This window comes from Phenylobacterium sp. RIFCSPHIGHO2_01_FULL_69_31, assembly GCF_001824475.1.
GTDB lineage: Bacteria > Pseudomonadota > Alphaproteobacteria > Caulobacterales > Caulobacteraceae > Phenylobacterium.
Window position 1 is genome coordinate 112,471 of sequence record NZ_MHXN01000004.1, and the last position, 25,627, is coordinate 138,097.

Sequence of the window (25,627 nt, forward strand, 5' to 3'; positions counted from 1 at the left end):
ACCTCGGCGCTAGAACGTGGCTTTCAGGCTGACCACGGCCCGGCTGCCGTAGATATCGCCGAAGCTGTGCTTGTCGGTGTCGTGATAGCGCAGATCGAGGCCAAGGTTATCGGTGAGCGCATAGCCCACGCCCACGTTCCAGGTGGTGTAGTCGCCGGCGCCGTCCACCTGCTGGCGGCCGAGCGCGGCGCTGAACGAGACCTTCACCGTCGGCGAGTAGGAGCCGTTGATCTCGTAGTAGAGGGCGTGGTCGACGCCTGCGTAGTAGTTCGGCGAATAGTAGGCCTGGGCGCCGATGGTCGCCGGACCCAGCGGCACGCTGCCGGCCGCCTTGAACTCGAAATAGTCCAGGTCCGCGCCCGACGGCTGGTCGGTGTAGCCGTAGTAGAGGACGCCTAGGTCCAGCGAGACCACGCCCAGGGTCGGGGTGAAGCCGGCGTAGAGGTCGAACTCGAGGTCGGTCGAATCCCCGAAGTCGACGTTGGAGGCCCAGACGCCGGCGTAGAACTGGCCGGCCGAGACGTCGGCGCCGCCGAACACCTGCGGGTCCTCGTCGGTCTGGCTCACGCCCCGGAACACATAGTCGCTGGCGACGCCGAGGTTGAACTCGAAGCTCGGCGTCTCCTGGGCGGCGACGGGGCCCGCCAGCGCAAGGGCGGCGGCGGCGAAGAGCGCGGTGCGGAAGGTCATGCCTGGTCCTTGGAAAATCCGGGCGCCAATGAGCACGCGATTCACTTAACGGGAGCTTGGCGTCAGGCCGGAAGCAGCATCTCGGTGAAGTCGCCGCGCATGCAGTGGTTCGAGCTCATGGACGCGCCGTAGCCGCCGGCGTTGATCAGGGCGATACAGTCGCCTTCCCGCAGCTCGGGCATGGGGTGGTCGGCGGCCCAGATGTCGAGGGCCTCGTTGATGTTGCCCGCCACGGTGACCGGCCGCCACTGGCCGGCGTCGAAGCTGCGGGGCGCGCAGGCCACCGGCTCGCAGGGCAGGCCATAGTAGGCGGGCTCGGGGGCGAGGTTGAAGCCGCCGTCCACGCTCACGAAGGTGACGTCCCGCTTGCGCTCCACTTCGACCACGCGCAGCAGCAGGACGCCCGCGTCCTTGACGAGGTAGTCCCCCGGCTCCACCGCCACGGTGAGGCCCCGGCCCGCAAAGCGGCGCGCGAGGACGGCTGCCCATCGCGACAGGTCCAGCGGCGCGTCGCCCGCCCGGTGCGGCAGGCCAAGGCCGCCGCCGACGTTGACCGTGCGGACGTCGGGCAGGTCGTCCAGGAACGCCAGGCCCGCCCCTACCGCCGCGTCCCAGGCGTCGAGCTCGCGGGTGAGGTAGCCGCAGCCCACGTGGAAATGCAGGCTGGTGATGGAAAGCCCGTGCGCCTTCGCCATGGCCAGGGCCTCCGGCCACTGCTGGCGGTAGATCCCGAACTTGGTGGCCGCCTCGCCGGCGTAGGTCAGCTTCTCGGCGCCGGCGTAGCCGGTCCCGCGCTCGGGATTGACGCGGATCCCGATGGCGCGGCCGGGGGCGCGCTCGCCGATACGGCGGATCTGCCCCACCGAGTCGCAGTTGATGGTGAGGGCCGGCTGGGCCAGCAGGCGGTCCAGGTCGCGGTTCGACACCGCCGTCCCGGTGAAGCTAATGTCCGCCGCCGCAAAGCCGCAGGCCAGGGCGCGCTCCATCTCGGCCGGCGAACAGACGTCGACCCCGCAGCGGCCGGCGCGGGCCAGGCTCTGCAACAGCGGCTCGAACCGGTTGGCCTTCATGGCGTAGTAGACACGGGTCGGCAGGTCGGTCTGCGCCAGGGCGGCCTGCAGCCGGGCGAGGTTCGCCTGCACCCGCGCCTCGCTGTAGACGTGCAGCGGCCCCGGGGCGGTCGCCGCCAGGGCGGCCAGGTCGCGGCCGGCCAGGTACAGTCGCCCCTCGCGATAGGCCAGGTCGTCCCGCGCCCACCAGAATTCAGACGCCACCGATGCGGTCGGCGCGGCGCTCATGGTTTCAGCGTGGCGAGATAGGCGCGGCCTTCCGCGTTCGGCGCCTCGGCCCGGCCGGTGATCCAATGGCGGCAGGCCGGCGCCCCGCAATGGCAGGCGAACTGGCGGTAGAGCACGTCCTCGGTCTCGGCGTAGTCGATGGTCAGGAGGTCGCCGGCGCGGATATCGCGCAGGGCCACGACCTGAGACGCGGCCATGTCCAGCCGGCAGTCGGGCGCGCAGCTGTGCGACAGGAAGCCGATGATCTCGGTGTCGTAGATGTGGAGCCCCGGGCTGACCTGCAGGCTGTGCTGCTTGAGTTCGGGCCCGATCACGCCGGTGAAGCGGTGGATCACCTCGCCCTTGCGGCGCGGGACCAGCGTGCGGACGCCGAGCCCGTACTCGGAATCGGTGTCGCAGACCTGCAGGGTGTCGTCCGGCTGCACGCCGGCGGAGGGAGATTGGGAAGATGTCGGCATATGGCCCTAGGATGGCTCGTCGGCGCTCGGTCGAGACGGCGAGGGTGGCGCAAAGCTCTTCGAAAACCGCAAACGATTGTGCTTACCGTCGCGCCGATAGTCGACCTCGTCCATCAGCTTGCGAACCAGGTGAATCCCCAGGCCGCCGATGTCGCGCGCCTCGATCGACAGGGTCGTGTCCGGCGTCTCGGCCGCGAGCGGGTCGAAGGCTGGGCCGTCGTCGACGACGGTGACGGTGACGGTCCCGTCGGCGATCCGGGCCGAGACCTCCACCGCGGGCGAGCCGCCGTGGCCCAGCACATTGCTGACGATCTCGTCGGCGGCGATCAGGATGGCGCTGGCGGCCGTCGGCGGTACGTCCCGCGCGGCCAGCGCCGCCTCGAGCGCGTCGAGGAGCGCGGAGAGGCCCGCGCCGCCATCCGGGAGCGAATAGGAGAAGTCGGCTTCCATATCGCTCGCCCGATCCGGGGCCTTGCGGGGACTCACGGTTGCCAGTCTAGTCGCGCGGCGAATTATCTCAACGGCCGCGGCGACGGCGGGAACGCGAGGCGCCCCAGATGCAGATCAAGGAAGAAGACCGCAGCGGCGTGCTCCTGCTCTCGGTGTCCGGCCGGCTGGATTCCGGCACGGCAGGCGACCTGGAGGCCGTGCTGCCTGCCCGCGTCCAGGCCAACGAGAAGATCGTGCTGAGCCTCGCCGAGACGCCCTACGTCAGCTCCGCCGGCCTTCGGGTGCTGCTGATCGGCGCCAAGGCCGCGCGCGGCAAGGGTCACCGGCTGGTGCTGGCCGGCCTTTCTGAGTCGGTGCGCGAGGTGTTCGACATCTCGGGCTTCTCCAGCATCTTCGCCATCGAGGCGGACGTGGACTCAGCCCTGGCCAGCCTGAGCTGAGCCCGGCGCCACCACCGCCAGCAGGCCGTCGGGCCGCAACAGGGCCGCCACGTCGTCGATGACCGCGTCCGGGGAAAGCCCCGACGCCCGGGCCACATAGGCCTGGGCGCGCGCCAGGTCGTCGCCGTCCAGCAGGCCGAGGACCTGCGCCGCGGGCGGGGCCGCGCGCGACCAGGCCGTCCAGGCGAGGCGGTCGATCCCGAAGGCGGACCGGGCCTGCGCCAGCCGCGCGTCCGGGGAGCCGTCCAGCAGACGCCGCTCCAGGAACCGGCGGGCGGCGAGCGCCTGGGCCAGGGCGGCCGACGGGCTCTCGCCACCGCATTCGCCGACGACCAGGGCGGCCCGATCCCCGTCCACGCAGAGGGCGTGGAATGCGCCGGGCGGCGCCGCGCCCAGCATGCGAGCGGCGACCGAGGCCCCCGCGGCCGCGCCGGCGGCCAGCGGCGGGAAGGCGGTGTCGCGATAGGCGGCGGCGCTGGCCGCCTCGTCCCGCTCGCGGTCGCGGCGGGAAAGCTCGTGCTTCGCCCGGGCCAGCCGGCCGGCGACGCTGGTGCGCATCAGCCGCACCGCCAGGGCCAGGTCCCGGGTCTCGCGGATGGCGAAGCCCTCGACGTCGTCGGCCGGGGCGTCGGCGCGGATGGCGCCGATGGTGGCGCTGTTGCGGGCGAGTTCGCGCACGATCAGCCGGGCAATCGTCAGGGCCAGGGCCAGGCCCAGCAGGCCGGCCGCCGCCACCAGGATGAGGATCAGCCGCTGCAGGTCGCGCATCCGGGCGAACATCGGCTCGGCGTCGATCTGGGCGATCACGAAGCCGCCCCGGGCGATGGGGGCCAGGCCCGTAGCGCGGCGCTGGCCCGGCACGTCGGCGCCGATCGGCGCGGCCGTGGGGCCCTGCGGTCGCGCAAACGTCCCCGGCCCTTGCGCGGAGGGCGGGCCGGCGATCCGCACCGTCCGGCCTGCCGGCGTGACGATGTAGAGGCCCGTCAGCCCCTCCACCCGGCGCGCGGCCTCGCGCAGGCCCGCGGCCCGAACCGGATCGGACAGGGCGCGCGCCAGGTCGTCGGCGACATCGGCGAAGGCGGCCGTGGTCACCGCCGCAGCGATGGCCTGGTTGGCGAGCCCCCGCTCGGCCTCGGCGCGCTCCCAGGCGTAGAGCAACGCGCCATTGACGCCGGCCAGCAGCAGGAACAGCGGCGCCACCAGCAGCAGGAAGGTGCGGCGGATGCTCATGCGGGGCCCGCCAGGTCGCGCAGGCCGACCACGAACTCGGGGCATTCCCGGGCGATGGTGAAGACGTGCGGCTTGGCGATGACCAGCACCTCCAGGCCTTCCGGTCCCGCCACATAGTCCGCGCGCGCCGCCAGGCCGAACAGCAGGCCGGGGGCGTCGAAGACGACGGGCGCGGGCGCGCCGGCGATCTCGGCGCCACCCGCGGCGACCACGAACAGGGCCTCGCCGACCGTCCCGGCCGGGATCACCACCTTGCCGGGGGCGAAGGCGCGGGGCCGGGCGTGGCGCGCGATCAGCAGCAGCTCGGCGTCCTCCAGCCGCTGGAACGGGCCGGCGGCGCGGAGCACGAACAGGCGGTCGACAACGTCGGAGCCGATCATGCCGCCAGCTCCTGCAGCTCGCCGTGCGCCGGCGCGGCGAGGTCGCGCCAGGCCGCCGCCAGGCTGGGATCGGCGGCGATGCGGACCGCCAGCAGGCTCATGGCGCGGTGCTCCAGCCGGGCCTCCAGGCCGTCGTCCTTGGGCGTCCAGACGATGCGGACGGCGCCGTCGGCCACCAGCGTCACCGGCGCTGCGGGCGGGAGGGCCGCCTCCAGCCGGCCGGCGTTGCGGGCGCGGTCCAGGGCGAGCGTGTCGCTCCAGGAGCGCCGCATCAGTTCGATCAGGTGGGTGGCTAGGTCCTCCAGCGCCTCGCGCAGCCGCGAGACCTCGCGCGGGCCGGCGATGCGGGCCGGGGGCGAGCGGTCGCCGGCGGCGATTCGCAGGGCGTCGGCCTTCAGCCCCTCGATCGGCAGGGCCACCCAGCGGACGATCAGGAAGGTCACCAGCGCCGAGGCCACGAGGGAGGCCACGCCGATCAGGGCGCTGGCGAAGAGGGCGTTCTGGGTCGCCACCTCGATCACCGAGATGTTCACGTCGGCGCCGGCGGTGGCAACGATGCGGCCGTCCTGGCCGCGGATCGGCGCGGCGGCGGTCTTGAGCAGTCCCCACTGTTCTTGGAACTCGATGGGGGAGACATAGATCGTGCCGTCCGTGGTGGTCCGGCGAAGGCCGGCGCGCGTCTCGGGCGTCAGCTCGTCCTCGGAGCCGATGAGCGAGTGTTCCTCGCCCTCGGTGGAGTCCAGGACGTAGACCACGTCCTTCAGGCCGCCCAGCACCTGGGAATAGAGGTAGGTCAGGCCCAGCTCGCGGCGGATGCGGCGCATCGGCTCCACGTTGCGGCGGTACTGCGGCATCTCCTCCACCGCCTCGGCGGGGGCCCGCACCTGGGCGGCGCGGATGAGGAAATCGTGGTCCGCCGGGTCGATGAGCGCGCCGGTGAGGGCGCTGGTGGCGATCAGCTTGCGCGAGAAGCCGTCCAGGATGGTGTCGTAGAGGCGGTTGTAGACCAGCGCCCCCAGGGCCACGGCCAGCACCAGGATCGCGGGCGTGATGGTCCGCCACAGCAGGGTCTTGATGGGGGTTCCGTCAGGCCGCATAGGCGCGATCGTCCCTGGCCTTCAGCATCGTCAGGGCGAGGTCCGGATAGCGGGCGGCCACCTCCTCGACGTCCGCGCGGGCGATCCAGTAGGAGCGGCCTTCGAGCGGCAGCTCCACGGGCTTGCGGCCGGCGGGCTCGAGCGTGGCGCGCGCGGCCAGGGCCGCCTGGGCGTCGATGGAGGCTGCGGCGAAGTCGGGCGTGGCGCGGACCGCCTCCACCAGGTCCACCGCCGTGGGCCGGTCGGCGGCGTCCAGGCCGAGGAGGCTCGCGAAACTGTCGCGCAACAGTGGCGGCAGGTCCGGCTTCAGGCCCGGCCGCACGGCGGCGGCCAGCTCATCCGGCGGCAGGAGGTCGCGCAGGGCCTGGGCGGCCGCCACGGCCTCAAACCCGTGGTCGTCCGCCACCGCGGCCGTCAGCAGGGGGATCAGATCGCCGGCCCCGTCGCCGGCGGCGGCCTTGCCGGAGACCAGGGGCTCCAGCCGCCGCCAGGTGGCCGCATCGACGCCGCTGGCGATCGCCTCGACGGCATTGGCGCGCACCTTCGGGTTGGCCGAGTGCAGCGAGACGATGAGCAGGTCGAAGTCGGGCAGGAGGCCGCCGAGGGCCAAGAGCTCCAGGGTGAAGTCCACCGACTCGGCGACCCGCTGGCGGTAGGCCTCGGCCAGGAGGCGCAGGGCGGGCGAGCGGTCGGCATCGGCCGCAAGCCGCTCGGCCACGGCCAGGCGCCGCGCCGTTTCGTCCAGCTCCTCGCGCACCAGCCGGTCCAGTTGCGAGATGAACTGGGCGTGGGAAAGCGTGCTGAGGGCGCGGGCGGCGACGGCCCGGGCGCGATAGGGGGTGCGGTAGTTGGACAGCGCCTGCATCAGCCGCGGGACGGCGGCCTCGCCCAGGTCCGCCAGCATGACTTCCGTGGCGCGCAGTTCGCGGGGGGTGAGTTGCGCAGCGGCGGCCAGGATCTGGGGGATCGCTTCCACATCGCCGATGGCGGCCAGCAGGTCCAGGATGGTGGCGCGGCTGGCCCGGTCCATGGTCGGCAGGTTGCCCACCAGCGGGCCCACCAGGCCGATGTCGCCCGGCCCCACCACGCTGGTCAGGGCCTGGAGGGCGTATTTGCGGACGGACGGCGATGGGTCGGAGAGCCTGGCGGCGAAGTCTCCGGTGGCCTCGGACGCCTCGGCCCCCACGTCGGACGCCGTGCGGCGGCCTCCCCGGCGATGCAGCAGGGCGCGAGCGGCGGCCGCCGCGCCGGAGTCGGCTTCGCCGGCTTTTCGGCGCAGGAGGTCCGTGGCCGCGTCGTCGAACTGGGGGGCGTGTAGATCCGGGTCGCCGAAGTTCAGCCACCCGCGGCGCATGTTGGCCTCCATGGCGGCGGGGTAGAAGTGGCGCAGGGCCACCACGACCACGATCAGCGTGGCCCCCAGCAGCACGCCGATGCCCGACAGCTCGCGCATGTCGGCGTTCTTCGCCGCCAGCAGCAGGAAGCCGCCGGCCAGCAGGCTGGCGAGCGGCTCGCAGAGGCCCTCGACCACCGTCCGGAAGGGCCGCTTCACCTGCGAGGGCGTCGCGTTGAAGAGGAGGTTCTGGTTGTTGTACTCGATGGACGTCAGCACGCCGTGATAGGCGAAGAAGGCCGCCAGGGCCGCGGTCGTCCCGCCCGCCAGGAAGAAGTAGGCGAAGACCGCGAAATAGGTGACCGGCAGCACCAGGGCCATGTTCCGCACCCCGATCCGCGTCACCAGCCGGTTGAAGACGAAAAGGCAGACGACGAGGTTGAAGATGCTGGCGCCCGCGTACAGCTGGCCGAACAGGGCGGCGAGTTCGGCCTCGTTCCGCCCCGCCTGCAGGACCGTGGAGTACTGGTACTCCGCCAGGTTGGTCATCAGCAGGGTGACGAACAGCGTCAGGACCAGGGTCACTGCATAGGGCGAGGTGCGGAAGGCGCGGCCCACCTGGCCGAGTTGGCGCAGCACGCTGGTGTCCTCGGCGTCGAGGTCGGCGTCGCTGTCGGCGATCCGCTTCCAGCGCCGGCGCAGCAGCAGCGCCACCGGCGCGGTCGCCAGGGCCACCGCGGCCCAGACCAGCAGGAAGGCATGCATCGGCAGAACGGCGGCGAACAGGCTGACGACCAGGGCGCCGATCGTGGTCCCAAGCGCGCAGAAGGCCGCGAACAGCGGGAACAGCCGCTTGGCGTCCTGGATGTCGAAGTAGGCGTCGGTGAAGTTCCAGAACAGCGAGTAAAGCGCGATGTACCACATGGCCAGGTACAGCTTCAGGACGTAGTAGAGGCCGGTCTGGAACGGCTCGGGCGGGCCGATCTGGATCGCGGCCCAGAGGATCGCCCCGCCGCCGATCAGCGCCGCCAGCGTCACGTCCACCACGTGGTCGATGGAGAAGCGGACCAGCAGGAACGAGAAGATCGCGGTGTAGACCAGCATCACCGCGGGGGTGAGCAGGAAGATCACCGGCAGCTTGTCGGGGCCCACATGTGTGAGGAAGGCCGCGTCGCCGGCGGCGAACCCGATGCCCATGCCGGTCTGCAGCAACAGGCCGAACAGGCCGAACTGCAGGAGCTTCGGCCACTCGCCGCGCTCGACCCGAAACAGGCGATTCAACAGGTCCTGCACGCAATCCCCCGCCGCGGCCGCGCCGCTCGCACCGCGTTAACGACCACCCGCTAATTTTCTATAGACTAGCTGCGATTTCCCGAACTCTCCCATAGGTTGCCCCAGCGCGATGAATGAGCCCGCCGCAGACCTCGCCGCGCGCCGCCGGCGGTTCGGGCTGAAGACCCAGCTGCTGCTCCTGCTGTTCACGCTGAGCCTGATCTCAGCCGCGGCCTATTCGGCCGTGCTCTACAACATCGACCGGCGCGAGATCATCGAGGGCATCGACGGCCGGCTGAAGACGGCCGTGCTGGCCGTGAACGAGATCGTTCCGGACGAGTACCACGCCCGCATCGTCGGCCCGGACTCGATCCCGGAGGCCGAGTACCGCCTGCTCCAGTACCGGCTCTCGCGCTTCGCGGCCCGCGCGGACCTAGTCTACGTCTACACCTACATGCGGTTCGGGAACGAGATCCGCACGGTCTCCACCAGCGCCACCCCGCGGGAGATCGAACGCCGGGCGGAGACCCCGTTCTTCACGCTCTACGACACGGCGCCGAAGGCGCTGCACCGCGCGTTCGACGACGGCCAGATGCGGTTCGACGAGTACAGCGACTCCTTCGGCCGCTTCCGCTCGATCTACCTGCCGGTGCGCGGCGTGGACGAACGGACCTATGTGGTCGGCGCCGACGTCGACCTGGCCATGGTCCAGCAGCGGCTGATCCGCTCGCTCCAGATGTCGGTGGCCGTGGGCGCGGTGATGTTCGCGCTGTCCATGGCGCTGGGCTGGCTGCTGGTGGACCGGATCGTCGGCCCCCTGCTCCGCCTCACCGAATTCACGCGCAACATGGGCCAGCGCAACTTCCAGCCCGACGAGCGCGAACTGGCGGCCATGAACGCCATCAGCCGGCGCCGGCCGGACGAGGTGGGCAGCCTGGCCGAGGCGATGACCGCCATGATCGCCCGCCTGCAGCGCTACCTGCTGGAGATGGAGCAGGCCACCGCCGCCCGCGAGCGGGTCGAGGGCGAACTGTCCGCCGCCCGCGACATCCAGGTTGGCATGCTGCCGCGCACGTTCCCGCCTTTCCCGGAGCGACGCGACGTCGACGTCTTCGCCCTGCTGGAATCGGCCAAGCACGTGGGCGGCGACCTCTACGACTACGCCCTGATCGACGAGAACCGGCTGTTCTTCGTGGTGGGCGACGTCTCGGGCAAGGGCGTGCCGGCGGCCCTGTTCATGGCCATGACCACCACCCTCTTCAAGGCGACGGCCCTGACGGCGAACTCCACGGGGGAGATCATGGCCCGGGTGAACGCCGAGCTGTCGCGCGACAACGCCCAGGAGATGTTCGTCACCGCCTTCAGCGGCATCCTGGATCTGCGGACCGGGGCGGTGGAGTACTCGGACGGCGGCCACGAGGCGCCGTTCGTACGGCGCGCCGACAGGTCGGTCTCCCGGCTGCCGAAGCTGAAGGGCATGGCGCTGGGCGTGATCGGCGATGCGCCCTTCGAGACCGGCCGCTTCCAGCTCTCGCCCGGCGACGCCCTGATCTTGTTCACCGACGGGGTGTCGGAGGCCGCCAACGCCGACGACGACCTCTACACCACCGCGCGCATCGAGCAGGCCTTGGCCACGGCCCGGGCCGAGACCGACGCCCGCCACCTCGCCGAAGGCCTGGCGCAGGACGTCCGCGTCTTCGTCGGCGCCACCCCCCAGTCCGACGACATCGCCATCCTGGTGGTTCGGTACGAGGGCGCGGCGGCCTCTCCTCCTCCGTAGGGGGAGGTGGACCATGCGCAGCATGGTGGAGGGGGCATGCCAGGAGCGCCGAGCGTGGTCGCTTCCCCCTCCCCCTTCGGGCGGTCCCCCTCCCCCTACGGGTGAGGAGAAAAAGCGCCGTTGGTTTGCTAGCCCAGCCGCACGGGCGCGCGTTCGCGGCCGTGCATCTTGCGCAGGTAGTGGCGCATGTCCTCGATGGTTCGGTTGAGCTCGGCGCGCGGCGTGGGCGTCATGCCGGCGGCCTGAGCCATCATCGGGTCCTGCTCGACCTCCCAGGGCAGGAAGGCGAACCGCTCGCCCGCTTCCAGCATCCAGACGATCGGATAGGGCCGGCCGAACATCACGCCCTTCAGCGGCTCAGCGCCCATCAGGTAGAGGGCGGCGCGGTCGGCGTTGCCGGCGCCCAGCACCACTTCCAGCACGTCAAGGGAGATCACCAGGCTGCCCGGCCGGGCGAACTTGCTGATCCGGAAGCCCAGGTCGATGTCCGGGCCGATGAAGTCGAGGTGCGCGCCGGTCCCGCTGGAGAGCTCGGGGATCTCGATCTCGATGTTCTGGCCGTCGAAGCCCGCCAGCCAGGCCGTACCCTTGAGCCGTAGCGGCAGCCGTTGGAAGTGGCGTTCCTCGTAGAGCTGCATGGTCCGCAGCAGGGCCGTCAGGATCGAGGTCAACTCCTCCGCGCTGGCGGGCGAGGTCACGAACACCACCTCGTCGCCCATCACCTTCCAGACGTCGATGGCGGGGGTGGCGTCGTCGTCCAGGAACTCCATGCCGATCTGGCCGGCGGCCATCAGCGGGAAACTGGTGAAGAAGGTCTGGAAGATGCCCAACCAGCCCTCGGAGCCCTGGCCGGTGAAGCGGGCCTTGAACTCGGTCGAGCCCACCATGTCGACCGACAGGAACAGGCGCAGCATGGATCCCCCGGGAACAGCCCTGCCGCAGCCATACTCGACAGATCGGAACCGGGCCATAGCCCGCGGGCCGGGTGACCGGGCGGACAGCTATGCTACGGTCCCGCCCGAAACACATCCGTGAAGAGTTGGGACAAGGGAGCGGCCGGTGGCGTCTGAGACCTCGACGGCCCCGCGCAGCCGGGGCGGCGACGGCGCGCCCGACCGGCTGTCGCGCTGGCTGGCGGATTACCGCCCCCTGCCCGGCGCGCCCGACGAACTGTTCGATGCCGCCGGACGGCCGCGCGAGCACTGGATGGCCTTCCTGCGCGAATTCGCCGGCTATGCCGACGCCGACTCGGACGGCCGCTTCGGCATGGCCGCGCGGCATATCCGGGATTCCGGCGCGTCCTACCGGATCTATGGCGAGGAGACCGAGCGCAGCTGGCCACTGGACCCGCTGCCGCTGATCATCCCGCAGGCCGAGTGGGACCAGATCGCCGCCGGGGTCGCCCAGCGCGCCGAGCTGATGGAGGCCATCCTCGCCGACGTCTATGGCGAGGGCCGGCTGGTGAGCGACGGGATCCTGCCGGCCGCGGTGGTGACCGGCAGCCCGGACTTCCTGCGCGCCATGCGCGGCGTGGCCCCGCCGGCGGGCCGCTACCTGCAGATCTACGCCGCCGATCTGGGCCGGGGACCGGACGGGCGCTGGTGGGTGCTGGAGGACCGGGCCCAAGCGCCGTCGGGCGCGGGCTACGCGCTGGAGAACCGGCTGGTGGTGAGCCGGGCCTATCCCAACCTCTACAACACCCTGAATGTCCACCGCCTGGCGCCCTTCTTCGACGCCCTGCGGCGCGGCCTGGCGGCCACCGCCGACCGCAGCGAGCCGCGCATCTGCCTGCTGAGCCCGGGCCCGTTCAGCCAGACCTATTTTGAACAGGCGCACCTGGCCCGCTATCTGGGCTTCCTGCTGGTCGAGGGCGACGACCTGGTGGCCCGCGACGGCAAGGTCTGGGTCCGCACGATCGCCGGGCTAAAGCGGGCCGACGTGATCCTGCGCCGGGTCGACGCCGACTTCCTGGACCCGCTGGAGCTGAACGCGGCCTCGCGGCTCGGCACCCCGGGGATGCTGGAGGCCATCCGCGCCGGCGGCGTCAAGGTGCTGAACATGCCGGGGTCGGGCCTGGTGGAGTCGCGCGCCCTGATGAGCTTCGCGCCGGGCCTCAGCGAGCGCCTGCTGGGCGAGCCGCTGAAACTGCCGAACATCGCCACCTGGTGGTGCGGCCAGGCCAGCGAGCAGGCGCTGGTCGAGCGCCGCCTGGACGAGCTGGCCATAGCCCCCGCGTTCCAGAACGCCGGCCTCTTCAACAGCCCCCGGCTGCCCGCCGAGCTTTCGCGTGAGGACAAGGCCGCGCTGCGCCAGCGGATGGCCGACCGGCCCGGCGACTTCGTCGGGCAGGAGGTCGCACATCTGTCGACCATGCCGGTGCTGCGCGACGGGCGCCTGCAGCCCGCGCCGTTCACGCTGCGCGTCTTTGCGGCGATGACGCCGGAGGGCGTGCGCATCCTGCCCGGCGGCTTCTGCCGCACCTCGGACCGGCCCGACGCGCGGGTGATCTCCATGGGCGAGGGCGCGCGCACCGCCGATGTCTGGGTGCTGGACGACAAGCCGGTGGAGCGGCTGTCGCTGATCGCCAGCGGCGACGAGGTGAAGGTGCGCCGCATCCTGGGCCACCTGCCCAGCCGGGCCGCGGACAACCTGTTCTGGCTGGGCCGCTACATCGAGCGGACCGAGGCGACGCTGCGGCTGGTGCGGGCCCTGTGCTCGAGCCTGATGGATTCGGAATCGTCGCTGCACGGCCGAGGCCAGACGTTCGAGTCGCTGCGCGGCGTGCTGGTCGACTGGGGCACCCTCGACGGCAAGGCGCGACCCGCGCGAGCTCTGGATTCCGCCCGCGACGCCCTGCACGACGCGAATGCGTGGGGGTCGGTGACCTATCTGGTCCGCTCGGCCAAGCGCACGGCCTCGGGGATGCGCGAGCGGCTGTCCGCCGACTTCTGGGGCCTGCTGGTCGACCTTGAGGGCGACCTCGCAGGCGGCGCCAACGAGATCCACTCCGAGGCCCAGGCCCTGGAGCAGGTGGAGCGGGCCTTGCGCCACATCGCGGGGCTGGCGGGCCTGACCCAGGAGAACATGAACCGCGTGGCGGGCTGGCGCTTCCTGGACATGGGGCGGCGCATCGAGCGGGGCGCCAATACCTGTCAGCTCGCCCGCACGCTGGCGCACGACGCGGCGACCATCGACGACCTCGACCTGCTGCTCGACCTGAACGACAGCCAGATCACCTACCGCGCCCGCTACCTGGTCGGCCTGGCGCTGAACGCCGTGCGCGACCTCGTCATGCTGGACCCGTTCAACACCCGCTCGGTCGCCTTCCAGGTGGCGGCGCTGAGGGACCACCTCGCCGTCCTTCCGACCCTGCAGGAAGACGGGATCCTGGAGACGCCGTCCAAGATCCTGCTGCCGCTGGCCGCGGAGCTGGAGACCGAGGATGCGGCCAAGCTGCACGCCGACAAGGTCCTGGCCTACGAGGGCGCCCTGATGCGGCTGTCCAACGCCGTGGCGGACCGCTTCTTCCTGCAGGGGGCGAACGCCGTGCCGACGGTGAAGCTGGTGGGGCTCGCGTGAGGTATCGGCTGCGACACCGGACGACCTACAGCTACCAGGCGGCGGTGCCCTTCGCCCGCTGCGTCCTGCGGCTGACGCCGCGTTCGTCGGCGACACAGACGGTGCTGCAGAGCGCCATTGCCGTCACGCCCGAGCCGTCGGCGCGGCTGGAACGCATCGGCCCATTCGGCGCGGCGATCCTGACCGTGACCGTCGACACGCCGCACACGGCCCTGATCATCGAGGCCAATTCCCGCATCGATGTGGACGTGCCGCCGATCGGCGATCCGCAGGCCAGCCCACCGTGGGAGGCCGTCCGCACGCGGGCGCTCAACACCTCCGACCTCGGCGCCAATGGGCCGGCGTCCTATCTCTTCCCGACGACGCGCACGCCCATCGTCCCGGCCATCACCGAATATGCGCGGGCCAGCTTCCCGCCGGGCCGGCCGATCGTCGAGGCCACCTCGGAGCTGAACAGCCGCATCCACCGCGAGTTCACCTACGACCCCAGCGCCACCGAGGTCTCGACGCCGGTGGCGCAGGCGTTCGAGGCGCGGCACGGGGTCTGCCAGGACTTCGCCCAGATCATGATCTGCGGCCTGCGTGGGCTGGGCCTGCCGGCGAAGTACGTCAGCGGCTATCTGCGCACCATCCCGCCGCCGGGGCAGCCCCGGCTGGAGGGCGCCGACGCCACCCACGCCTGGGTCGCGGTCTGGTGCGGCGTTGCGGCCGGCTGGGTCGGGTTCGACCCCACCAACGCCATCCTGGCCGGCAACGACCACCTGGTCCTAGCCGTGGGCCGCGACTATGCGGACGTGGCCCCCATCGACGGCGTGATCCTGGCCTCCGGCGAACAGACCCTGAAGGTCGAGGTCGACGTCATCCCCGAAGAGGAGCCCGCCGCGGCGAATGCGTAGCGTTTCGAGTTTCACCCTCCTCCTTGCGGCGTCCCTGTCGCTCGCCGCCTGCGAGCGGCCCGCCGCACCCCAGAAGGTGGCGGCTGCCCCGCGCGAGTGCCTGCCGCCGCAGCCGGTCCCCGCCCCAGCGCCCTCGACCGCCGGGATGGTGCTGGTGAAAGGCGGCCAGTTCCTCCAGGGCGCCGCGCCCGCCCGGGCCGAGGAAGGCCCGCCGCGCGCGACGAAGGTCGGCGCGTTCTGGATCGACCGCACCGAGGTCACCAACGCCGACTTCGCCCGCTTCGTGGCCGCCACCGGCTATGTGACGCTCGCGGAACGGCCGCTGGATCCCAAGGCCTATCCCACCCTGTCCGGCGACCAGCTCAAGCCGTCGGCCATCGTCTTCGTGGGGGCCAAGAACCCCAACGACGGCCCCGGCCAGTGGTGGCGGGTGGTCCAGGGGGCCAACTGGCGCCAGCCCGAGGGGCCCGGCAGCTCGATCGCGGGGCGGGACAATCACCCCGTGGTCCAGATCGGCTATGAGGATGCCCTCGCCTACGCCCGCTGGCTGGGCCGCGACCTGCCGACCGAGGCCGAGTGGGAATACGCCGCCCGGGGCGGGCTGAAGGACGCGGCCTATACCTGGGGGGACCAGCCCCTCGACCTGCAGAAGCCCCAGGCCAACGTCTGGCAGGGCCCCTTCCCCCAGGCCGACGCCGGGACCGACGGGTACAAGGCCGAGACGGCCCCGGTGGGCTGCTACGCCGCCAACGGCTATGGCCTGGTCGACATGGCCGGCAACGTCTGGGAATGGACCAAGGACTGGTACGCGCCGAACCTCGACCCCACGCAGATCGTCGACCCCGTCGGTCCCACCGAACGCGACGCCTACCTGCCCTCCACGCCCGACGAGAAGCGGCGGGTGATCAAGGGCGGCTCGTTCCTCTGCGCCGACAACTTCTGCTTCCGCTACCGCCCGCCGGCCCGCGAGGCCGGCCCCACCGACACCGGCTCGGACCACGTGGGCTTCCGGACGGTGCTGCGGGTGAAGGGTTGAGGCCTCAGCTTGCGGGGGCGCCCATGATCTTGGCGCGCAGGCGACGCATGCCGCCCAGCCAGCGGTCGTAGTCCGCCGCCTTGCGCTGCATGTAGGTCAGCACTTCGGGGTGGGGCAGGATCAGGAACCGCTCGGCCGCGAGGCCTTCGATCACGCTCTGCGCCACCTGGTCCGGCGTCAGGACGCCGTCCAGGTTCTGGGGCTGGTTGTCGCCGCCCGCGCGCAGCATGGCGGTGTCCACCCCCTGCGGGCACAGCACCGAGACCTTGATGCCCTGGTCCCCGTGGGTGATCGCCAGCGACTCCGCAAAGCCGATCGCCGCGTGCTTGGTGGTTGAATAGACCGCCCCGCCGATCTGCGAGAGCAGGCCGGCCGCCGACACGGTGTTGAGGATGTAGCCGCCGCCGCGCGCCGCCATGCCCGGCGTCACCGCCCGGGCGGCGTAGACGTGGGCCATGACGTTGACGGCCCAGGCCCGCTGCCAGACGGCGTCCGGCGAGGACGCCGCGTTTTGCCGGTCCGGGTCGCCGTCGCCGACGCCGGCGTTGGAGCAGAAGAGGTCGATCCGCCCGTGCCGGGCCTCGATGTCGGCGACCATGGCGGCCAGGGCCGCACCGTCGCTGACGTCCAGCGTCACCGCCTCGCCGCCAATCTCCCGGGCCACCGCGGCGGCGCCCTCGCCGTTGCGGTCGGCGACCACCACGACGGCTGCGCCTTCACGGGCGAACGCCCGGCAGAGGCCCGCCCCGATGCCGTCGGCGCCGCCGGTGACGACGACGATCTTGTCCTTGATGTCCATGCCGCGATCCTATGCCCGATCCGGGCGCCCGCTGGCTATCCCTGGCCGCGCCGTACGATCATCAGCATCTGGCTGCGCTCCTCGGCCTCGACCGCGGCGTCGAAACTGGGCTGTTCCAGCGAGGCGTCCATCGACCGCTTAGACAGGCGCAGCGCATCGGGCGCGGCCTTCAGCATGTCGCGCGCCATGGCAAGGCCCGCCTCGTCCAGGTCCGCCTCCGCGGTCACCGCCGACAGCAGGCCGGCCTCAAGCGCCGCCTGGGCCGCGAGCGGGCGGCCCGCCATCAGGACCTCGCGCGCCTTGGAGATGCCGATGGTCCGCTGCAGCCGCCAGCTCACGCCCAGCTCGGTGCCCGACAGGCCGATGGCGGTGAAGGCCGAGTGGAACGCGGCGCTCTCGCTGGCCAGGATGATGTCGCAGTTGAGCGCGATGGCCATGCCGCCGCCCGCCGCCGCGCCGCGCACCGTGGCCACCAGCGGCTGGGGACAGACGCGCATGGCGCGCATCAGGTCGCGGAGCACCCAGTCGCCGCGCGGGCCGTCCTGCAGCGCCTCAGGGCTGCCCATGGCCTTCAGGTCGGCGCCGGCGCTGAACGCGCGGCCCGCCCCGCGCACGATCACGACGCGGACGTCGCGGTTGCGGCGCAGGCCTTCGAAATAGGCCAGCAGCGCCTCGGCCATCGGCTGGTTGATCGCGTTCAGCCGGTCCGGCCGGTTCAGGGTCAGCCGCTGGGCGCCGCCCTCCAGGTCTTCCACCAACAGGATGTCGCTCATGCCGTCCTCCAGTCTGCTCTTTGCGCCAGTATGGGCCAGCCCGGGGCTGCCTTCGCGTCACCGTCGGCTGCGACAAAGGCGCATGTCGCGAAACGACGTTCGAACCGTCACACGTCGGTAAAGGAGTCGAGGCATCTCCACCCTCGCCCGGACAAGAGCGAAAATACATCGGGCCGTACTTGAGCAACGCGATGCTTCGTCGCCGCGGAATCGGGGGATTTCCGCCAAGCAACGGGGCCGCATGTCCTGGAGCGGCGAGAGATGTACTTGGAACCCATTGCCACAGCCGCCGCCTACATGGCGCCGGCGCCTGAATTGGGCCCCAGCAGCACTGCGGTCAGGGCCGCCCTGCAGCCCGCCTCCACCGAGCCGCCGGCGCAGACCGCCGAGCTCAGCGTCCTCACCTACAATGTCCGCGGCCTGCCCTGGCCCATGGCCTCGGGCCGGGGCGCGGCGCTGCACGAGATCGGCCGCGAACTGGCCGCCCTGCGCCGCGAGGGCCGCCAGCCCGACGTGGTGCTGATCCAGGAAGGTTTCCGCGGCGAAGTTGCCGGCCTCTTCCGGGAAAGCGGCTACCGCTACTGGGCCCAGGGGCCGAGCCGGTCGGAGCGCACGCCCTTCGCCGGGATGGTGGTGGGCGCCCGCGACCTCTTCCGCGGCGAAGGCGTCGGCAAGCTGATGGGCGCGGGCCTGCACGTCTTCAGCGACGCCCCGATCGTCGACGTGCGCAGCATCGCCTACAACAACTGCGCCGGCCTCGACTGTCTGGCCAACAAGGGCGCGATGCTGGTGCGGCTAGCGCCGGAGGGCGTGCCCACGCCCATCGACGTGGTCAACACGCACATGAACTCGCGCAAGGCGTCGCGGGCCCCGCGCTCGCGGACCCTGCCCGCCCACAACGGCCAGATGCGGGAGCTGTCGGCCTTCCTCCAGGCCAACCGCCAGCCGGGCAATCCGCTGCTGCTGGGCGGGGACTTCAACGTCCGCAACTCGCCGGCCCGCTACTACTACGACGCCTTGGACCGCCCCTACACCGTAGTGCGCGAGTTCTGCAGCCAGCCGGCCTCGGGCTGCGGGGACGGCGCGGCCGATGCGACGTCCGAACCCTGGCTACGCAGCCAGGACCTGCAGGCCTTCAGCCCCGGCGCCGTGCGGGTCCAGCCCCTGCGGTCGGAGGCCCTTTTCACGGCGGCGTCCGCCAAGCGGCCGCTGTCGGACCACGAGGGCTATCTGGTTCGCTACCGCCTGTCGTGGAGCGCCGCCACCCTGGCCGCCTACCGCCCGACGCCGGCGATGGAGGTGAAACCGCACAAGCTGGGCGTCAAGGTCTCGTTCAAGCGCTGATCGTCGCCGCGCCGGCGCCTACGAGTCCATCGGCCTGAGGGTGTGGGCCACGTGGAACGAGCCGGACTGCGAGAGCACGATCCAGTCGCCGCAGTGGGCGACCACCGGCCCCTCCGGGGTGCGGACCTGCACCGCCGAGGCCTCGGCGATCGAACTCGCGTCCTCGCCGAGCCATTGCCAGAGCACCGACCAGTTCTTCTTGTCGTGTGGCGGCGGCACCCGCAGGGCGGCGCCGTGGTCGAACGGGGGATGCAGCTGGATGACGCGCATGGCCTTCGGGAATCACTAACTCTGTCCCCCGCACTTCCGCGCTGTTTCGGTTACCAAGACCTTGACCGCATGGTTTACGGATGCGGCGCGCGCGGTTGCAGAGCACTCTCCCGCAGGCTGAAAAAGCTTTGCGGTTCCGACACAAAGGCTTTTAGTCGCAACTTGGGCTTGCGGCGTCGGACGGGGACCCCGCAAAAGATGAGGAATGATCATATGGCCGAGGTGTCGACCAAGGCGCCTGATCCCATGGACATCGCGCTCGGGGCCGCGGTGCGCATTCGGCGTCGGACCATCGGGATGTCGCAGGAGGCGCTCGCCGATCAGTGCGGGGTCAGCTTCCAGCAGATCCAGAAGTACGAGAACGGCGCCAACCGCATCTCCTTCTCACGGCTGGTGCAGATCGCGCGCGCGCTGCGCTGCCGCGTGACCGACCTGATGGACGTCTTCGACGGCGCCGACAAGGAAACTGCCGAAGACCTGGACCTGCTGACCCGGATGCGCACGCCGGGGGCGCTGGAACTGCTGTCGGCCTACGAGCGCCTCGCGCCCGAGGTCCGCAGCTCGCTGGTCAACCTGATCCGCACCCTGACCAACCAGCAGGCCGCCGCCGACAAGACCACCGTCTCGGCCTGAGGCGCTCGGGCGCGCCGTAAAGCGCGCCCGGCGAGGCGAGCCGCGTCAGGCCACGGGGCTACCCGCGAGCCTCTGGCGGACTGCGCTTCGACGTAGCGCCGCACCGCTCAGGCCCGCGCCCAGGATCATCAACGCCCACGAGGACGGCTCCGGAACGGCCGCCGTGGCCAGGGGCGAGGCGTCGAGGCGGACGTTGTCGAAGTATGTCACCCGCTGTCCCTGCCCCTGCGCTGGATTGTGGAAGGTGCGCAGCCGGATGCCGAAGGGGCCTTCGAAGGCAGCCGCGGTGTCGAAGGTGAGGGTCAGGGTCCGGAACTCACCGGACGCGATATCGTCGCTGAGGAAGCTGCCCGAAGCGAACACCGAGGTGAGATCCGATCCGCCGACCAGCTGCACCGCGAAGTCGGCCATGTCGATGTAGGTGGCGCGGCCGATGTCGACCATCAGGGTGTAGCGCGTATTGGCCGCGACACCGTCGAGCACCTGCTGGAAGACATTCCCTTGATAATAGGGCGATCCGTCGTAGCCGGTGGCCGAGAACATCACGTTCTCGCCGTCCGGCACAGCCTCGTTGAAGTCACCGGCTAACGGGTTGGCCGGACCGGAGGGCTCGGCATAGCCGGAGCTCCACCCGGACGGTGCGTACCCGTTCCTGAATTGACCGTCGCCGAGCTTGTCGGCTTCGAAGCTGTGGTTCGCCACGAACACCGACGCGGCGTCCGCGGGCTGGGCGACTGCAAACAGGGCCAGGCCGGCGGCCAGGGCGACGTAGGAGGGATTGCTCATGCTCGACTTCCTGAATTGTGACGCGCCGCCGCACGCGACGCCGTTCTCTTCCGCTTGGGATGGGGCTGAGGGCTAAGCGCAGGCGGGCCGGCTGTAAGGCGGCAAGCGGTGACGGGGGGCATCTCCGCGACCAGCCGCGCGGGGTGCGACGAACGACATCCTGGATGCGACGGGGGTCGGTAGACTTCCGGACGCCGGTTGCCGAGCATCGCCCGATGAGCGCAACGCCCGCCACGTCATCGACCCTTCGGCGGGATCGGCTCGAGCTTCTGCTGACCGCCGTCCTATTCTGGTGCGTGCACTACGCGGTGCTCGGAGCCCGCTCCTCGATCATCGACAACCCCTATCTCGGCGTCGTCGAGCTCCAGCTTCGCCGCGTGCCGGTCACGGTGGCGGGGTTCCTGATCGCGCTGGGGCTGGTGGCGCTCCTGCAGCCCCTTCGGCGACGACCCTTCTGGATCCGGCTCCTCGCCGCGACGGCCCTCGTGGTGCCGGCCGCTGCGCTCTACGGCCTCGCGACCGATATCATGCTCTGGTACGTCCTGCCGCGGGCCCCGGTGCTGCCCTACGAGCCGGTGATGTTCTGGCAGGACATGTTCCCATGGCTGGGGTCCTTCGCGTCCTGGGCCGCGCTGGCGGTGGCGCTCGACTACAGCCACGAGGTCCGCGACCGCGAGCGCCGTCTGGCAGAGCTCGAAGTGGTGGCGCGGGAGGCGCAGCTGGAGGCCCTGCGCCACCAGATGAACCCGCACTTCCTGTTCAACACCCTCAACTCCATCTCCTCGATGATCTGGGACCGCGACCCCGCGCGCGCCGAGGAGATGCTGGTCGCCCTGGCCGACTTCCTGCGCAGCACGCTCGAAATCGATCCCCGCGGCGAGATCAGCCTAGACGAAGAGATCGCCCTGCAACGAGCCTATCTGGCCATCGAGCAGTTCCGCTTCCCCACCCGCCTCAAGGTGGCCTGGCGGCTGCCGCCCGAGCTCGGCGCCGCCCGCGTCCCCGCCCTGATCCTCCAGCCTCTGGTGGAGAACGCCATCAAGTACGCGGTTTCGCCGTCGCGCAGCGCGACCACCGTCCGGATCGAGGCCTCCCGCGGCCGGCGGGACCTGGTGCTGGTGGTGGAGGACGACGGCCCCTCCCGCGCGGCCGATCCGGCCCAAGGCGGCGCAGGCCTCGGCCTCAACCTGGTGCGGCGGCGCCTCGCGGTCCGCTACGGCGAAGCGGGCCGGCTCGCCGCGGGCGCCCAGCCGCGCCGCGGGTTCCGGGCGGAGGTGACCCTGCCGCTGGAGTTCGCATGACCTCGCTGGGCGTCTTCATCGTCGACGACGAGCCGCTGGCCCGCCGGCGGCTGACGCTGATGCTGCGCGAGGTGGCCGGCGTGCGGCTCCTGGGCGAGTCCGACGGCGGGGCAGACACCCTGGCCCGCATCGCCACCCTGAAGCCCGATGTGCTGCTGCTCGACATCAAGATGCCCGAGCTGGACGGGTTCGAGCTCAGCCGACGGCTCGACTCGCTTTCGCCACCCGTCGTGATCTTCGTCACCGCCTTCAACCATCACGCCCTCCAGGCCTGGGACCACGGCGGGGCGGCGGCCTATCTGCTGAAGCCCGTGGGCCTGGCCCGGCTGCGCGCCGCTCTCGGCCGCGCCGGCGCCCAGCTGCGGGCCCGCGACGCCGAGGAGCGCATCGCCGAGCTGACGCAGATCCTGCAGAACCTCCGCGCCCAGGCCCCCGCCGAACCGTCGCCTTATGTGCAGGAGTTCTGGAGCCTCGGGCACGGGGCGCGGGTGCGGATCCGCACCGACCGCGTGTTCCTGATCGATTCCGAGAGCGACTACGTCCGCCTCCACACCTCCGACGGCGCCGCGGCGCTCGTCCGGCAGACGCTGACCCGGACCGCCGCCCAGCTCGACCCCGAGCGGTTCATCCGCATCCACCGCTCGACCATCGTCCGCATCGAGCGGATCTCCACCGTCCGCCAAGGGCCCAACGGCGCCATGCAGGTGGTCCTCGACAATGGCATTGTCCGCGCCGTCGGGCGGATCTACGCCCCGTCGCTTCGTAGCCTCCTGAAAAGCCGGCGCACCGCAGCGGCCGGCGCAATGACTACGTCGCTTCGGACCTAGGGGACGAGCCCGCTAGCTGCCCAGCGCCTTGTCCACCAGCGCCCGGGCCTCGGGGCCGGACCAGTCGGCCTCGCCGGCCACGCGGGCGACTTCCATCCCGTCCTTGCCGTAGATCACCGTGGTCGGCGCGCCGGGCGCGGGGGGCGAGAGCTTGAACGGCAGCTTCATCTCGCGGTCGTGGTAGAACTTCAGCGGGTCGTGCTGGGCGATGAACAGGCGCGCCTTGGCGGCAGAGCTCTCGGAATCGATGCTGATCGTGACCACTTCGACCGGCTTACCGGCATAGGCCGCCTGCAGCTTGGCCAGGGTCGGCATCTCGGTGACGCATGGGCCGCACCAGGTGGCCCAGATGTTCATCACCACCACCTTGCCCTTCAGGTCGGCCAGCTTCATCGCCTTTCCGCTGGCGTCGTAGAAGGTGTAGTCGGGCGAGGGCGTCGGCTGGGCCGGGGTGGTCAGCTTGCTGGCGAAGGTGGTCGATGTGGCCGCCGCGCTCGGGGCCGGCGGCGTCGGCTTGGTGGAAGCCGAACCGATGATGTAGACAACCGCCGCGACGCCCACGAGGGCGGCGCCCCAGAGGCCCCAGGTCAGCACGCCGGCCTTGGGCTTGCCCGTCACCGTCCCGCCGCTCGTTTCCGGACCTTCGCTCATATGACCCAATCTTCCTCCGCGCCGCCCGCCAGCCCGTCCTCGGCGGGACAGGCCATGTGGGGCGGCAGGTTCTCCGATAAGCCCGCCGAGCTGATGCAGGCGATCAACGTCTCCATCGGCTTCGACAAGCGGCTTGCGGCCCAGGACCTTGCCGGGTCCCGCGCGCACGCCGCGATGTTGCGCACCGCGGGCGTGATTACAAGCGAGGACGAGGCGGCGATCCAGGGCGGCCTTCAGACCATCGCAGCCGAGATCGAGGCCGGGACCTTCCCCTTCCGGGACGAATACGAAGACATCCACATGAACGTGGAGGCGCGGCTGCGCGAGCTGATCGGCCCGGCCGCGGGCCGGCTGCACACCGCCCGCTCGCGCAACGACCAGGTGGCGCTGGACTTCCGCATGTGGGTGCGGGACGCCTGCGACCGGACCGCCGCGCAGATCAAGGCGCTTCAAGGCGCCCTGCTGGCCAAGGCCGAGGCCCACGCCGACGCCGTGATGCCGGGCTTCACCCACCTGCAGCCGGCCCAGCCGGTGACCTTCGGCCACCACCTGATGGCCTATGTGGAGATGTTCGGGCGCGACGCCGCCCGGTTCGCCGATGCTCGGGCGCGGATGAACGAAAGCCCGCTCGGCGCCGCCGCCCTGGCAGGCTCCCCCTTCCCCATCGACCGGCAGATGACCGCCAACGCCCTGGGCTTCGAGCGGCCCACCGCCAACTCCCTGGACAGCGTCGCCGACCGCGACTTCGCCCTGGAGAGCCTGGCCGCCGCCACCATCTGCGCCACGCACCTGTCGCGCCTAGCCGAGGAGATCGTGATCTGGATGACGCCGCAGTTCGGCTTCATCAAGCTCTCCGACGCCTTCACCACCGGCTCGTCGATCATGCCGCAGAAGAAGAACCCAGACGCCGCCGAACTGGTGCGCGCCAAGGTCGGCCGCCTGCTGGGCTCGTTCACCCAGCTCACCGTGGTGATGAAGGGGCTGCCGCTGACCTATTCGAAGGACATGCAGGAGGACAAGGTCCCCACCTTCGAGGCCTTCGACGCCCTGGAGCTCAGCCTTCGCGCCATGGCCGGCATGGTCGCCGACCTGGAGCCGGTGCGCGAGAAGATGGCCGCCGCGGCGGGCGCGGGCTTCTCCACCGCAACCGACCTGGCCGACTGGCTGGTGCGCGAGCTGGACCTGCCGTTCCGCGACGCCCATCACGTGACCGGCGCCGCGGTGAAGAAGGCCGAGCAGCTCGGCGTCGGCCTGTCCGACCTGCCGCTGGCCGATCTGCAGGCCTTGGATGGACGGATCACCGCGTCCATCTACGATGTGCTGACTCCCGAGGCCTCGGTCGCCAGCCGCCGGAGTTATGGTGGAACCGCGCCGGACCAGGTCCGGGCGCAGATCAAGCGTTGGAAGGAAGCCCTGGCATGAGCCGTCGTCTAATGGCGCTGAGCGCCCTGATCCTGGCGACGGCGGGCCTCGCCGGCTGCGGCAAGGTGGGCCAGCTGGAGCGCCCCGGCCCGCTGTTCGGCGCCGAGCGCAACCGCACCCGCGACGCCGACGAAGCCCAGCGCCAGCAGGACCCCAGCCGGCCGGTGGACACCGTCGACCCGCGCGACCGGTCGACCGACCCGGCCCCGCCGCGTACCCTGCCGATCCCCGGCACCAACCGCGGCCCCGGCCAGGTGGCCCCGCCAAGCGCCCTGCCCGACCCCTATTCCAATCCGCGATGAACCACTTCGAGCTTCTGGAGGGCGAGCTCGCGTGTGAAGGCGTTCCCCTCTCCCGCATCGCCGAGGCGGTGGGGACGCCGGTCTATGTCTATTCGTCGGCCACGCTGGAGCGGCACTACACCGTCCTGCGCGACGCCCTGACCGGCGCCGGGCTGAACGATCCGCTGATCGCTTTCGCCGTGAAGGCCAATTCCAACGTCGCCGTGCTGCGCACCCTGGCGAACCTGGGCGCCGGCGCGGACGTGGTCTCGGAGGGCGAAATCCGCCGGGCCCTGGCCGCCGGCGTGCCGCCCGAGCGCATCGTCTTCTCCGGCGTGGGCAAGACCGAGGGCGAGGTCGCCTTCGCCGTCGAGACCGGGGTCGCCGAGATCAACGTCGAGTCCGAGCCTGAGCTGCACCTGGTCAACCGGGTGGCGCAGGAGATGGGCCGGCGCGCCACCGTGGCGATCCGCGTGAACCCCGACGTGGAGGCCGGCGGCCATGCCAAGATCTCCACCGGCAAGGCCGATAACAAGTTCGGCGTCAGCTTCTCAGAAGCCGAGCGGCTCTACGCCAACGCCTCGAACATGGCGGGCGTCCG

The 25,627-nt window shown here is 71.2% G+C and carries 25 protein-coding genes and 1 pseudogene; 12 read left to right on the top strand and 14 right to left on the bottom strand.

Going from position 1 to position 25,627, the window contains the following annotated elements; all coding sequences use genetic code 11:
• Window positions 1-9 precede the first annotated feature (9 nt).
• The 4 genes from A2790_RS02505 to A2790_RS02520 form a co-directional block, all read right to left on the bottom strand.
• The gene (locus A2790_RS02505; RefSeq protein WP_293387261.1) at window positions 10-690 is read right to left on the bottom strand and encodes a TorF family putative porin; all 681 of its coding nucleotides are present in this window, start codon (window positions 688-690) and stop codon (window positions 10-12) included.
• A gap of 62 nt (window positions 691-752) precedes the next feature.
• Window positions 753-1,988, bottom strand: coding sequence for a diaminopimelate decarboxylase (locus A2790_RS02510; RefSeq protein WP_293387263.1), 1,236 nt, complete (start codon window positions 1,986-1,988; stop codon window positions 753-755).
• On the bottom strand, window positions 1,985-2,446 hold the full coding sequence (locus A2790_RS02515; protein WP_293387265.1) for an SET domain-containing protein-lysine N-methyltransferase: 462 nt from the start codon (window positions 2,444-2,446) through the stop codon (window positions 1,985-1,987). The genes A2790_RS02510 and A2790_RS02515 overlap by 4 nt, the downstream gene beginning before the upstream one ends.
• A 6-nt stretch (window positions 2,447-2,452) precedes the next feature.
• Window positions 2,453-2,896 carry an ATP-binding protein gene (locus A2790_RS02520; RefSeq protein ID WP_293387267.1) on the bottom strand — a complete coding sequence of 148 codons (444 nt, stop codon included), beginning with the start codon at window positions 2,894-2,896 and terminating at the stop codon, window positions 2,453-2,455.
• A gap of 107 nt (window positions 2,897-3,003) precedes the next feature.
• Here A2790_RS02520 and A2790_RS02525 point away from each other — a divergent pair, with 107 nt between their 5' ends.
• A complete protein-coding gene (locus A2790_RS02525) occupies window positions 3,004-3,336 on the top strand; it encodes an STAS domain-containing protein (RefSeq protein WP_293387269.1) in 333 nt (110 codons plus the stop codon).
• Here the strand turns inward: A2790_RS02525 and A2790_RS02530 are convergent.
• The 4 genes from A2790_RS02530 to A2790_RS02545 are packed head-to-tail and all read right to left on the bottom strand — an operon-like array spanning window position 3,313 to window position 8,657.
• Window positions 3,313-4,566, bottom strand: a complete 1,254-nt coding sequence (locus A2790_RS02530) for a hypothetical protein (RefSeq protein ID WP_293387271.1) — start codon at window positions 4,564-4,566, stop codon at window positions 3,313-3,315. The two genes, A2790_RS02525 and A2790_RS02530, sit on opposite strands and share 24 nt — an antisense overlap.
• The gene (locus tag A2790_RS02535; protein WP_293387273.1) at window positions 4,563-4,946 is read right to left on the bottom strand and encodes a hypothetical protein; all 384 of its coding nucleotides are present in this window, start codon (window positions 4,944-4,946) and stop codon (window positions 4,563-4,565) included. The genes A2790_RS02530 and A2790_RS02535 overlap by 4 nt, the downstream gene beginning before the upstream one ends.
• A complete protein-coding gene (locus A2790_RS02540) occupies window positions 4,943-6,043 on the bottom strand; it encodes a HAMP domain-containing protein (protein WP_293387275.1) in 1,101 nt (366 codons plus the stop codon). The genes A2790_RS02535 and A2790_RS02540 overlap by 4 nt, the downstream gene beginning before the upstream one ends.
• Window positions 6,033-8,657 (bottom strand): hypothetical protein, encoded by a 2,625-nt coding sequence (locus A2790_RS02545; protein ID WP_293387277.1) that lies wholly within the window; start codon window positions 8,655-8,657, stop codon window positions 6,033-6,035. Before A2790_RS02545 ends, A2790_RS02540 begins: the two co-directional genes overlap by 11 nt.
• Before the next feature lie 121 nt (window positions 8,658-8,778).
• Here A2790_RS02545 and A2790_RS02550 point away from each other — a divergent pair, with 121 nt between their 5' ends.
• Window positions 8,779-10,428 carry a SpoIIE family protein phosphatase gene (locus A2790_RS02550; protein WP_293387279.1) on the top strand — a complete coding sequence of 550 codons (1,650 nt, stop codon included), beginning with the start codon at window positions 8,779-8,781 and terminating at the stop codon, window positions 10,426-10,428.
• Window positions 10,429-10,556: 128 nt separating this feature from the next.
• Here A2790_RS02550 and A2790_RS02555 read toward each other — a convergent pair whose 3' ends face one another.
• Window positions 10,557-11,342, bottom strand: a complete 786-nt coding sequence (locus tag A2790_RS02555; RefSeq protein WP_293387281.1) for a hypothetical protein — start codon at window positions 11,340-11,342, stop codon at window positions 10,557-10,559.
• 145 nt (window positions 11,343-11,487) lie between these two features.
• Here A2790_RS02555 and A2790_RS02560 point away from each other — a divergent pair, with 145 nt between their 5' ends.
• The 3 genes from A2790_RS02560 to A2790_RS02570 are packed head-to-tail and all read left to right on the top strand — an operon-like array spanning window position 11,488 to window position 15,939.
• On the top strand, window positions 11,488-14,007 hold the full coding sequence (locus tag A2790_RS02560) for a circularly permuted type 2 ATP-grasp protein (protein WP_293387283.1): 2,520 nt from the start codon (window positions 11,488-11,490) through the stop codon (window positions 14,005-14,007).
• A complete protein-coding gene (locus tag A2790_RS02565) occupies window positions 14,004-14,903 on the top strand; it encodes a transglutaminase family protein (RefSeq protein WP_293387285.1) in 900 nt (299 codons plus the stop codon). Before A2790_RS02560 ends, A2790_RS02565 begins: the two co-directional genes overlap by 4 nt.
• Window positions 14,896-15,939: a formylglycine-generating enzyme family protein gene (locus A2790_RS02570; protein WP_293387287.1), complete on the top strand. Its 1,044-nt coding sequence runs from the start codon at window positions 14,896-14,898 to the stop codon at window positions 15,937-15,939. Before A2790_RS02565 ends, A2790_RS02570 begins: the two co-directional genes overlap by 8 nt.
• Window positions 15,940-15,943: 4 nt before the next feature.
• Here A2790_RS02570 and A2790_RS02575 read toward each other — a convergent pair whose 3' ends face one another.
• Window positions 15,944-16,738, bottom strand: coding sequence for an SDR family oxidoreductase (locus tag A2790_RS02575; protein WP_293387289.1), 795 nt, complete (start codon window positions 16,736-16,738; stop codon window positions 15,944-15,946).
• A 35-nt stretch (window positions 16,739-16,773) separates the two neighbouring features.
• Complete coding sequence (locus A2790_RS02580) at window positions 16,774-17,511, bottom strand: enoyl-CoA hydratase-related protein (RefSeq protein WP_293387291.1); 738 nt, start codon at window positions 17,509-17,511, stop codon at window positions 16,774-16,776.
• 261 nt (window positions 17,512-17,772) lie between these two features.
• On the opposite strand from A2790_RS02580, the gene A2790_RS02585 reads away from it, so the two are divergent.
• Window positions 17,773-18,855 carry an endonuclease/exonuclease/phosphatase family protein gene (locus A2790_RS02585; protein ID WP_293387293.1) on the top strand — a complete coding sequence of 361 codons (1,083 nt, stop codon included), beginning with the start codon at window positions 17,773-17,775 and terminating at the stop codon, window positions 18,853-18,855.
• Between the two features lie 18 nt (window positions 18,856-18,873).
• On the opposite strand, the gene A2790_RS02590 is transcribed toward A2790_RS02585, so the two are convergent.
• Window positions 18,874-19,125 (bottom strand): hypothetical protein, encoded by a 252-nt coding sequence (locus tag A2790_RS02590; protein WP_293387295.1) that lies wholly within the window; start codon window positions 19,123-19,125, stop codon window positions 18,874-18,876.
• A 213-nt stretch (window positions 19,126-19,338) separates the two neighbouring features.
• Here A2790_RS02590 and A2790_RS02595 point away from each other — a divergent pair, with 213 nt between their 5' ends.
• Window positions 19,339-19,758, top strand: coding sequence for a helix-turn-helix domain-containing protein (locus A2790_RS02595; protein ID WP_293387297.1), 420 nt, complete (start codon window positions 19,339-19,341; stop codon window positions 19,756-19,758).
• A gap of 45 nt (window positions 19,759-19,803) precedes the next feature.
• On the opposite strand, the gene A2790_RS02600 is transcribed toward A2790_RS02595, so the two are convergent.
• Window positions 19,804-20,544, bottom strand: coding sequence for a PEPxxWA-CTERM sorting domain-containing protein (locus A2790_RS02600; protein WP_293387299.1), 741 nt, complete (start codon window positions 20,542-20,544; stop codon window positions 19,804-19,806).
• Between the two features lie 215 nt (window positions 20,545-20,759).
• On the opposite strand from A2790_RS02600, the gene A2790_RS02605 reads away from it, so the two are divergent.
• Window positions 20,760-21,845 carry a histidine kinase gene (locus A2790_RS02605; RefSeq protein ID WP_293387301.1) on the top strand — a complete coding sequence of 362 codons (1,086 nt, stop codon included), beginning with the start codon at window positions 20,760-20,762 and terminating at the stop codon, window positions 21,843-21,845.
• On the top strand, window positions 21,842-22,672 hold the full coding sequence (locus A2790_RS02610; protein WP_293387303.1) for a LytTR family DNA-binding domain-containing protein: 831 nt from the start codon (window positions 21,842-21,844) through the stop codon (window positions 22,670-22,672). Before A2790_RS02605 ends, A2790_RS02610 begins: the two co-directional genes overlap by 4 nt.
• A gap of 12 nt (window positions 22,673-22,684) precedes the next feature.
• Here the strand turns inward: A2790_RS02610 and A2790_RS02615 are convergent, their stop codons facing one another.
• Entirely contained in the window at window positions 22,685-23,323 is a 639-nt protein-coding gene (locus tag A2790_RS02615) for a TlpA disulfide reductase family protein (RefSeq protein WP_293387305.1), read from the bottom strand.
• Here A2790_RS02615 and argH point away from each other — a divergent pair, their 5' ends adjacent.
• The 3 genes and pseudogenes from argH to A2790_RS02630 form a co-directional block, all read left to right on the top strand.
• Window positions 23,324-24,745, top strand: coding sequence for an argininosuccinate lyase (gene argH / locus A2790_RS02620; protein ID WP_293387307.1), 1,422 nt, complete (start codon window positions 23,324-23,326; stop codon window positions 24,743-24,745).
• Window positions 24,742-25,047 (top strand): hypothetical protein, encoded by a 306-nt coding sequence (locus A2790_RS02625; protein ID WP_293387309.1) that lies wholly within the window; start codon window positions 24,742-24,744, stop codon window positions 25,045-25,047. The genes argH and A2790_RS02625 overlap by 4 nt, the downstream gene beginning before the upstream one ends.
• Window positions 25,044-25,627: pseudogene (locus A2790_RS02630) on the top strand (diaminopimelate decarboxylase); the annotation flags it as partial. The gene A2790_RS02625 and the pseudogene A2790_RS02630, both read left to right, overlap by 4 nt.